Below are 10334 nucleotides of genomic sequence, written 5' to 3'. Positions count from 1 at the left end.
CCACGGAAAGTAGGTGATACCTCAACGAGCGAAATCCTTGCTGTCAGGAGCCGTGTGAGCTGGAAACTCTCATGCACGGTTTTGAAACAGAGGTGAGGGATAGTGATATCCCCATCGACTGTATCGGTAACGAAACCCAACTCTAACTATTTGCTTTGAATTAGGTATGGCTTTGTTGGGTTTCACTGAATTCTACCCAACCTACTTTCTGGGTGATGGAAGAGTTCCTCTCAAAGTTCACTATCACTACTCCAACAACACTGTATAAAACCTTGTACGCAACCAAACTCTTCCACCAAATCCTATAGTCCCCATGGGTAGATGTCCTGTATAATGTGTCTCCCGATTAAAAGTTAGCTCATCGTAATGCAGGCATTTTCCTCCTTGCTGCCAGCCCACTTTATTACAAAATGCTTCCCATATTTCCTCATCATACTTTCTCGTACCACCCAAACTCTGATAAATATCTTTTTGCACAGAAAAACCAAACTTACCGTCGCTATATTTTACCCAAAGTTGGTCTATTTCTCTAAGTATTTGAGATGGAGTCTGGTAATACATTTTATCTCTATCAATATTCTCTAATGCCATTACTTCAAAAAAAATAAATGCTGTCTCCTCATCAGCTTTTCTCCATTCTCCTTGACACAGATATTCTTCTAGTTGAACAAACAAACTATTCTCTGGTAGTTCAGTTTTACTTTGTCTAAGTTCAAATTCGTAAGCTTCATCAGCTTCCTTATTATATTGAACAGACAACATTTTATAGAATCCTTCTCGGAACCTCTCAGGATTTTCTTTGTTGGCAAATTTGAACCGGAAAATCTCACGCCATTTTTCCTCATTTATATTGTCTGTCGTACCCCACAACTCAAATAACTTTTCCGAACCTTTTTCATACAAAGAATAAACTTCAGGAACTTCTGGCAATTTAATACTCGAAATAATATGAGGTAAAATCCGCGAAACTCGATAAACACGCTCAGATTCTTCTACTTCCGAACTAACTTCTATCAAACCTAAATCTACGGCTTGATTCAACTTTTCCTTATAACCAGAAATAGACTCACAAACTACCTCCAAAGCTGACATCGGTACAGGAATTTCAAACACCAAACAATGACTCAATACCCGTGCAATTTTTTCATCAACTTGTTTATAAAGTTTATCCCAAATTATTTTTCCTTGCCAATCTTCAGAACTAGATTCAAGCTTATTTAACTTCCCCTCAATATCCTCACAACCAAACACATCTTTATCCAACCATTCCAATAAACGAGCATTTCCGTCGGCAAGTTTTAACGCTCTTTCGATTAACTTTTCATCAATTTTTCCCGAATTAAAATTCTCCAGACGCTTCAATTTTTTCTCTAAGTCAGCTTTTCTAAATGCGTCTAAACCTTGTACCCAAAACTCACTTAATAAATCAGATTGAAACTCATAACGACAAGTAATAATAATTTTTTCCCTGGCACCTACTTCTCGAATTGCAAAAACCAAAGCATTTAAAACTTCTGCCGCTTCAGGTTTCAAAACATATCCACCTTCACGAGGTTCGAGATTCCATTCAAAGTCATCGAAAAGAAAAAGAAAAGGTTTTTCTCCAGCTTCAATCAAATTTTCAAATAAATCTCGCAACCTATATTTAAGTTCATTTCGATTATCCTTTAAAGCAAAACGTAAATCAGCATCTCTCAATTTATCCGCCAATTTTTCCACGAAATTAGAATTATCAATTTGTCGCCACCAGAAAACCTTTTCATATTCCGATAAACGTTCCCAAAGTCGAGAAGCAATCGTACTTTTTCCCAGACCTCCCATACCATGAATTAATACTCCCAACTTATCATCTAATTTAAAAGCACGGAGACAATTTTGTAACTGACGACGACGACCCACAAAATCTTTACGAGTGGCTACCCTAAATCTACCTTCCGGATCTCTAAATTCAATAGTTTTCTGGTAACGGGGTGCAGGTTTTCTACCTGGTTTTCTCAAAGGAGTTACTAACGCTGCTCCATAAAACTGATACAAAACGTCACATAACGTGACAATTTGATGTTTACTTCCTGCTTCTACTGAGACCGTCGGCGGTTACTCATCCACAGGCATTCACGACCGAGCCGACCGCATTTCTCAAATTTATACTGGCGTTTAAATCCCTATCTATTGACAAGCCACATATTGGGCAGTCATAAGTCCTTACATTTAAGGGCATATCTTGAACATGACCGCAGTTTGAGCAAGTTTTTGATGATGGAAAAAACCTATCAACTACTACTAACTCTGAACCATACCATTCGCACTTATATTCTAGCTGTCGCCTGAACTCATAAAATCCTTGGTCGGCTATTGATTTCGCTAACTTATGATTGCGTAACATTCCACTTATATTCAAATCTTCTATGACAACTATGCCGTGGTTCTTAGCTAAATATGTTGTCAGTTTATGAAGTGCGTCTTTACGGATGTTTGCTACTTTTCTATGCAATCTGGCTATCTTTAGTTGTGCCTTTTTCCAGTTAGCAGAGCCTACTTCTTTATGACGATTTAGGTATTGCAGCCTAGATAACTTAGCTTCAAATTTCTGATATGCTTTCACACTTTTGAATACTTTGCCATCACTTAGTGTTGCTAAGGTTTTTACTCCTAAATCTACACCGATAACATCCGTTTTTTTCGCTGTAGTTGTGCCTAAAAATTCATAGCTACAACTGAGATACCAATCACCTGCTTGTTTGCTAATTGTTATTTTTTTAGTTGTTGCTTCAATTGGTTCATAAGTTTTGACTATGCCAATAAAAGGTAATTTGTGATTCCATCCATTTAGTTCTATTGGTTTTCCACAATTATCTATTGTGAATGAATCATGTTTACCTTTCTTTTTAAACCTTGGGTGTTTAGCTAGACCTTTAAAGAACATGCATGAACGCTTCACCTAAATTTATGAAAGCATATTGGTAAACTTTAGATGACAATTTTTTCATCCAAGGATATAAAGGCTTTGTGTGATTGGTAAAAACCTCTCTAAGTGTACGAACATTAGGCTTGTAGCCATTTTTATAAGCTTGATTCCATAAGCTTAAGCCCCAATTATAGCACCAGCGTGAGTAGCCCGCGTGTTGAGCCATCAAAGTTTTTTGCTGATTATTGAGTTTGAGCTTGGTTCTAATAGATTTCATGTATGTGTGTTTTATATGCTCCGCAAACACAGTCTGTCTAATAGTGTGCTTTGTAAGGTATTATATCGTTATTTTTTGATTAAGTCAACGCTCTCTTGGTTTGACAAACTTCACTGTGTTACTACTTGAGAGAACTATTATATATTAACTTATTATGACGTAATCTGTCAACTAAATAAAAACTCCCGCTAAACTACCCGCCCCATAAAGTCGTAATTTATGCCAGTCTCTAGCATTAACCTTAATTAATTCCTGGTAAGTTTCCGCTGTTTTTTGTACCATTGGGAAATTTTCTCTGCAATGTTGAGAGTATTATTAATAATGATAGAAGTTCCTGAACCAATTCCAACTATTGTCAGAATGGTTGCTAAAGTAATACCTTTTTCATTGCCATCTGAATCTATTTCATAACTACCTTCTATACCTTCAATTGCCATAATTTCTTCTGTAGCTTGAACAGCATCTAAACCTTCAATAGCTATTTTGAGCATTTTTCAACTAACTTATTTTTGTGTTTGATTCTAATTATACCTCATCCTTAAGAGCGGGGGTTTAAATTATAGATAGTTCCGTAACTATAAACTTCATAGAGTTTGACTAAATACTTATCACTTTTGAAGAGGAAAAAAAGTTGTTATTGCCAGAGGGAGATACTTAACAATTGTGAATAAAAAATTCAGACCCCTGAAGCAATCTCCTTTTCTATTTTTCTATCTGGAGTTATTATGCTACAATCTAAATTTTAGAGAGTTACTATAAACCAATAAATCTTGTTATAGATACCAGCTTATGAGTTTAATGAAAAACATATATAATAAATTTAACCCATTTGACCCTTTACCTCCTAACGATCCAGCTTATGTAAACTGTAGTGAAGTGAGGGGAGATGATAATATTTTTAAGGAAATTGGTAAGACTATTATTTACTCAGAGAAGCCTACCTGTCAACTTTATACTGGGCATCGAGGTGTAGGTAAATCAACAGAATTATTACGCCTAGAAGATTATTTACAAAAAAATGGTTTTTTTGTTGTTTATTTTCCAGCAACGGAAGGAGATATTGATGAATTAGACGTTCAATATACTGACATTATTTTGGCTTGTACTCGCAATATTTTGGAGAAGCTTCAAGCTTATGCTTCTCCTAATCTTTTATTAGATTGGTTACAGTCTAGATGGCATGAATTAAAGGATTTAGCTTTATCAGATGTGGAGTTTGAAAAACTAAGTATTGAATCTAAAATTAATGTTTTTAGTAAGTTAACTACAAGTTTAAGACGTATTCCAAGTACCCGCGAAACAATTAGAAGACAGGTTGATAATCATAGTGTTTCTTTAATTGCAGCTTTAAATGAATTTATTGAAGAGGCTCAAAACAAATTGCCAGAAGTAGAATCAAAAATAGTTGTGATTCCTGATAATTTAGATAGGATAATACCTATTGAAAAAGGCAATCAAAGAACAAGTCACGATGAAATTTTTCTTGATTATAGTAATCAGTTAACTGCTTTAAATTGTCATGTTGTTTATACGATTCCTATTTCTTTAGCCTATTCAAGTCAAGCAACTGAACTAAGAAATATTTATGCAAGTCCCCAAGTTTTACCAATGATTATGGTTAAAGATCGTCAAAATGAATCTTATGGGAAAGGATTAGATAAAGTAAAGGAAATTATTGAAAAAAGGGTTCGTTTAGTTGACCCTGGGATTGATATTGATACTCAAATTTTTGATAATTCAGAAACTCGGATAAAGCTTTGTCAGATGACTGGAGGTCATGTCCGGGATTTAATGTTATTAATGCAATCTGCTATGCGTCAAGTTGATGATTTTCCGATAAATATAAAAGCAGTAAATCGTGCTATTAGCGATGCTAGAGATGGCACTTATCGAAATGCAGTTAATTCTGAAGAATGGGATAAGTTAGCTATAGTTTATCACTCAAAAAATATTCCTAATGATGAGGAATATCGAAGTTTATTATTCCGTCGTTGTGTATTGGAATATCGAGATGTTGATGCAGAAGATAATCCTGTACGTTGGTATGATATTCATCCTTTAATTGAAGGAACATCTGAGTTTCAATCGGCACTAAATAGATTAATTTCTAATGAGTAATAACTTAGTCAGTCCCATAGAAAAATTTAGACCAGATGAACAAGAAATTTATCTGACCCTGAAACGTGATTTATCTTGGCGCGAAGGTTTTGGTATTTTATTTGTCAAGTGTTCTCCTGTACAGGAAAGTTTGATTATTGGCAAAGTTAAGCAAGATATTCCAGACAAAAAAATTGAGGTTTTAAAATTAGAACATTCTATTGATAATTTATATGACTTGATTGCAGAGAAGGTTAAAGATAATCCAATTAATGTTTTATTTATTAGTGGTATTGAAAAGTCTTTAGCTTTAGAGGATTATATTAAACGGACTCTAGAAAAACCGAAAATTTCTCACGAAAAAGGTTCAGTATCATACTTATTAGGTCATCTAAATTGGCAAAGGGAAAGATTTAGAGATGATTTTAATTGCTGTTTAGTTTTTATAGTCAGGAAATACACTTTAAAATATTTAGTGCGTCGTGCCCCAGATTTTTTTGATTGGCGTTCTGGAATATTTGAGTTTCCTGTAGATAAAGAAATTGATTTACTACAACATTATGTTCCGTTTGAGCGTTATCTTGAGCAAGAAAAACAAAGGAAAGTATCTGAAGATTTTTCATTATTTTATCAAAAGAAAGATATAGATACTCAAGAGTATGTTTTGTTGTTGGAAAAGCTTCTCTTATTAGAATATGAAAATAATGGAGATTTAAAATTTCTCTACTCTGTTATTAAATCTAATGTTGATAAATTAGATAACTTTTTTGCCGAGCTTTTACAACAGTGGATAATTGATACTTGTTCTGAAGTTAGTCTAGAAGAAAAAGAAGCAATTGCGGGAATAGTAGAAAGTCTGTGTATAGATATTTCTCGCTTCCCTCTGGGAAGATTGTCAAATATTTTAGAAATAGCAATTACTGGATTAGAAAGTATTTTAAATTTTCATCCCCGTGAGACTTTTCCTAAGCAATGGGCAACTACTCTTCATAATCTTGGTTATGTTTATAGTAATCGTATTTTTGGTGAGAAGGCTGAAAATTTAGAACAGGCGATCGGTTATTATCAATCTGCATTACAAGTTAGAATTCGTGAAGATTTTCCTGAAGATTGGGCAACTACACAAAATAATCTAGCTATTGCCTACACTCAAAGAATAAGAGGAGAAAGAGGGGAAAATCTAGAAAGTGCTATTAGTGCTTATTTTCGAGCTTTAGAAGTACGAATTTGTAAATATTTTCCTGTAGATTGGGCAAAAATTAAAAATAATTTAGGTAATGCTTATATAGAAAGAATAAAAGGAGATAAAAGAGAAAATTTAGAGCAAGCTATTAATTGTTTTTATCAATCTCTAAAAATTTATACTAAAAAAAATTTTCCTGAAGATTGGGCAACTACCCAAAACAATCTAGGTAATGCTTATCGAGAAAGAATAAGAGGAGATAAATGGGAAAATATTGAAATGGCGATCGCTTGTTTAGAAAAAGCTTTAGAAGTTTATACGAAGCAAGATTTTCCTTTTAAATGGGCAGATACTCAAAATAATCTCGGTAATGCTTATCGAGCAAGAATAAGAGGAGATAAAGCTGAAAATATTGAAAATGCAATTGCAGCTTTTCAAATGGTTTTAGAAGTTTATACGAAGAAAGATTTACCTTTACAATGGGCAGATACTCAAAATAATCTCGGTAATGCTTATCGAGCAAGAATAAGAGGAGATAAAGCTGAAAATATTGAAAATGCAATTGCAGCTTTTCAAATGGTTTTAGAAGTTTATACGAAGAAAGATTTACCTTTACAATGGGCAGAAACTCTAAATAATCTTGGTAATGCTTATCGAGAAAGAATAAGAGGAGATAAAGCTGAAAATATTGAAAGTGCAATTGCAGCTTTTCAAATGGTTTTAGAAGTTTATACGCAACAATATTTACCTTTACAATGGGCAGAAACTCAAAATAATTTAGCCATTGCCTATGGAAACAGAATAAAAGGAGACAGAGCGGAAAATCTTGAAATGGCAATTACAGGTTTTCAAAATTCCTTGCAAATTTTTACTCCTGAAAATTTGCCGATTGAATGTTTAACGGTTAGTCATAATTTAGGTAATTTATACTTTCAAGAAGCAAACTGGCAATTGGCTATTGAAGCTTACAAAATTGCTATTAAAGCAGTAGAAATTTCTTGTAGTTGGGCAATAACAGAAATAAGTCGCCAAGAAATTATTTCCCAAGTTACTCCTCTTTATTATATTTATTATAGTATTGTTGAATCCTACATTAATTTGGGACAAATAGATAAAGCCATAGAGTATGTAGAACTCAGTAAAAATAGAACTTTAGTTGAACTTATTGCTAACCGCAACTTATATCCTAAAGGCGATATTTCACTCACAATTATCCGAAAATTAGATCGACTTCGGAGAGAGATTACTATTGAAGAAAAGCGACTAGCTATTGAACAAAATAATCACACTGACTACAGTAAACCTAAACTAACTGACTGTAGTAAACTTAATCAACTTCAACAAGAGTTAGATAAATTAATTTCACGAGAAATTAACTCTATTGACGCTGCTTTTCAACTTACACAAAAAGTTGAATCTATTACTTTTGGGGAGATGCAAAATTTAATTGATGACCAAACAGCAATTATTGAATGGTATGTTACAGATAATCAAATTATTACATTTATTACGACTCGTCATTACAATCAACCACAAATTTTACAATTTTGTTTTGTTGATATAAACAGTCTAAAAATTGAAAGGGAAAGCTGTCTCAAAGAAGATGTAGAACAAGAAGTAATCAATAGTAGGATTAAGATACTTTCCGACCAAGTAACAACCTCTCAAATACCAGTTAACAAAAATTTTCTATTTCAAGATAAACGCGCTTTTGATGAATTTGTTGCTCCAATAAATAAATATCTGAACCTCTACCATTTTGATAAACGACAATGGCAAAGTGAACTATCATTTTATCTAAGAAATTTTGCTCAAATCCTACATTTAGATGAAATTATTTCCCATATTCCTCAACAATGCCAGAAAATTATCTTAATTCCCCATCGCTTTTTACACTTATTACCAATTCACGCTTTTATCTTAAATGATGGTAGTTATTTGTTAGATAATTATGAAGTATCTTATTCCCCAAGTTGTAGATTATTGCAACTGATTAAAAATCAGCAACGTCCTAACTTTGACAAGTTATTTGCTATTCAAAATCCTACGAACGACTTAATTTTTACTAACTTAGAAGTAGAAACAATTAGTTCGTATTTTGATTCGGCTGAAATTTTAGCGAAAGAAAAAGCAACCAAAACTGCTTTCAAGACTTATAGTGAATTTTCATCAGTTAACTGTCTTCATTTTTCATGTCATAGTAGTTTTAATACTAATTCTCCTTTAGAATCATCTCTATTATTAGCTGATGCTGAAACTTTGACCTTAGCTGAAGTCTTTGAGCTTAACTTGAGTCAATGTCGTTTAGTTAGTCTATCAGCTTGTGAAACGGGATTAACAGATTTTAATGATTTAAGAAGTGATGAATATATTAGTTTTCCTAGCAGTTTTATTTACGCAGGAAGTTCTAATGTTGTTAGTAGTTTGTGGAGTCCTGATGATCTATCTGCTGCTTTACTAATGATTAAATTTTATCAAAACCTTCACCAAAATTTTACTGTATCAACTGCTCTTAATAAAGCTCAAATTTGGTTGCGAAATATCACTAAACAAGAATTACGAGATATTATTAAAAAATTACATAAATGGATTGAAAATAATCAACTTCCTATTAATGAAAATCTAGAACGTAAGCTTAAATATCAACTTAAATATCGTCTCCAGCTACTATCAAATAGCGAACAACCTTTTAAAGATCCTTTCTATTGGGCTGCGTTTTCTGCTATTAGTCAGTAAAGTCAATATAATCCCTCCCCCTCCTAAAAGTTACTTTTATTTAAAATACGTCGGTTTTCTTTTTGTAAAGCACAAACTTCTGCGTGTTTCTGTCCAATATATTCTTACCGTTGACCTTGAAAAATCTGTTCAACCGTCAAATTCAATTCGGGAAAAATTAGAGACTTATCAATCAAATCTTTTCCTCTCAAATGTTGTACTTGATATTCTCCATTGAGAAGCTGATAAATAGAAATCGTTGGTTGTTTCGGATACCCAATAAAACGAACACCTCCTATCCCTAAATAATCGACTATCCAATATTCACGAATACCCATTGCTTCATAATCAATTAATTTATAACCATAATCATCGCGCCAATTTGTACTAACTACTTCAACCACTAAAGGAATTGATTCTCCATGAATAAGAGTTGATTTATCATTCCATAATGGCTCATTAATCAAATTTTGGCGATTCATAATTAGTACATCTGGATTATAACCAGTTTCCTTATCTTTTAGCTTAATTAATGCCTTCTGAGGAATACGATAAGGTAATTTCATCCTTATATATTCTAGGGTTAATTCTTGAATAAGAAATCCGGTAATATCTTCATGTTTTCCTGTGGGTTGCATTTCGATAATTTTGCCTTCGTGTAATTCATACCGTCTACTTTCGGGTAGCCATTCAGTAAATTCATCAAAGGTTATTAATTTTTGTAATAATTGAACCATAAATATTCTTGCTTTTCCCTAATTTCATAATAACATAGCGGTCGTAAATAAATTGTAATTTCATCCTAGAGGTTTGGTTTCTAAACCAAAGTAAAAATGGGGTTTGGAGACCAAACCCCTACAATCTTTTTTCAGAAATAATTGAGAATTTCTATATTTCTTACTAAGGAAACTTTCATGTAGTCAAAACTCTTAAAATTGCTTCCTTCCACTCCGTTCCAGTCGCAATGACGTACTTTTCAATAATGGATAATGGATAATGGATAATTACCTCTCCCTAAAAGGGAGAGGATTGACCAAAAAGGAAAAAATTTATTTTCTTCCCCTTGAAAGGGGAGGCTTTAAACCTGAATTATCTAATTATTTAATTATTTAATTGTTTAATTGTTTCGGTAAATTTTCCCACCTACCTAATTAAAT

Annotated in this window: 5 protein-coding genes and 1 pseudogene; 2 read left to right on the top strand and 4 right to left on the bottom strand. The window is 33.0% G+C overall.

Annotated elements, in window-relative coordinates; translation table 11 throughout:
- Positions 1–246: 246 nt before the first annotated feature.
- The 3 genes and pseudogenes from F6K40_RS35740 to F6K40_RS35730 all read right to left on the bottom strand — a co-directional run bounded on the left by F6K40_RS35740 (position 247) and on the right by F6K40_RS35730 (position 3673).
- Positions 247–2034, bottom strand: a complete 1788-nt coding sequence (locus F6K40_RS35740) for a GUN4 domain-containing protein (protein WP_293143566.1) — start codon at positions 2032–2034, stop codon at positions 247–249.
- Positions 2035–2098: 64 nt separating this feature from the next.
- Positions 2099–3182: pseudogene (locus tag F6K40_RS35735) on the bottom strand (RNA-guided endonuclease InsQ/TnpB family protein).
- A 245-nt stretch (positions 3183–3427) separates the two neighbouring features.
- On the bottom strand, positions 3428–3673 hold the full coding sequence (locus F6K40_RS35730; protein ID WP_293143564.1) for a hypothetical protein: 246 nt from the start codon (positions 3671–3673) through the stop codon (positions 3428–3430).
- 307 nt (positions 3674–3980) lie between these two features.
- On the opposite strand from F6K40_RS35730, the gene F6K40_RS35725 reads away from it, so the two are divergent.
- Positions 3981–5300: a P-loop NTPase fold protein gene (locus tag F6K40_RS35725; protein ID WP_293143561.1), complete on the top strand. Its 1320-nt coding sequence runs from the start codon at positions 3981–3983 to the stop codon at positions 5298–5300.
- Positions 5293–9198: a CHAT domain-containing protein gene (locus F6K40_RS35720; protein WP_293143558.1), complete on the top strand. Its 3906-nt coding sequence runs from the start codon at positions 5293–5295 to the stop codon at positions 9196–9198. The genes F6K40_RS35725 and F6K40_RS35720 overlap by 8 nt, the downstream gene beginning before the upstream one ends.
- A gap of 104 nt (positions 9199–9302) precedes the next feature.
- Here F6K40_RS35720 and F6K40_RS35715 read toward each other — a convergent pair whose 3' ends face one another.
- Positions 9303–9914, bottom strand: a complete 612-nt coding sequence (locus tag F6K40_RS35715; RefSeq protein ID WP_293143555.1) for a Uma2 family endonuclease — start codon at positions 9912–9914, stop codon at positions 9303–9305.
- Positions 9915–10334 lie beyond the last annotated feature (420 nt).

The sequence above is a fragment of the Okeania sp. SIO3I5 genome (genome assembly GCF_010672085.1).
Lineage (GTDB): Bacteria > Cyanobacteriota > Cyanobacteriia > Cyanobacteriales > Microcoleaceae > Trichodesmium.
Note: the sequence above shows the minus strand (reverse complement) of the source record. Positions and strands in the feature narration are given on the sequence as shown.

Coding starts and splice junctions, on each gene's coding strand:
- F6K40_RS35730 (WP_293143564.1), bottom strand. CDS start 3,673: ATGCTCAAAATAGCTATTGAAGGTTTAGATGCTGTTCAAGCTACAGAA.
- F6K40_RS35725 (WP_293143561.1), top strand. CDS start 3,981: ATGAAAAACATATATAATAAATTTAACCCATTTGACCCTTTACCTCCT.
- F6K40_RS35720 (WP_293143558.1), top strand. CDS start 5,293: ATGAGTAATAACTTAGTCAGTCCCATAGAAAAATTTAGACCAGATGAA.
- F6K40_RS35715 (WP_293143555.1), bottom strand. CDS start 9,914: ATGGTTCAATTATTACAAAAATTAATAACCTTTGATGAATTTACTGAA.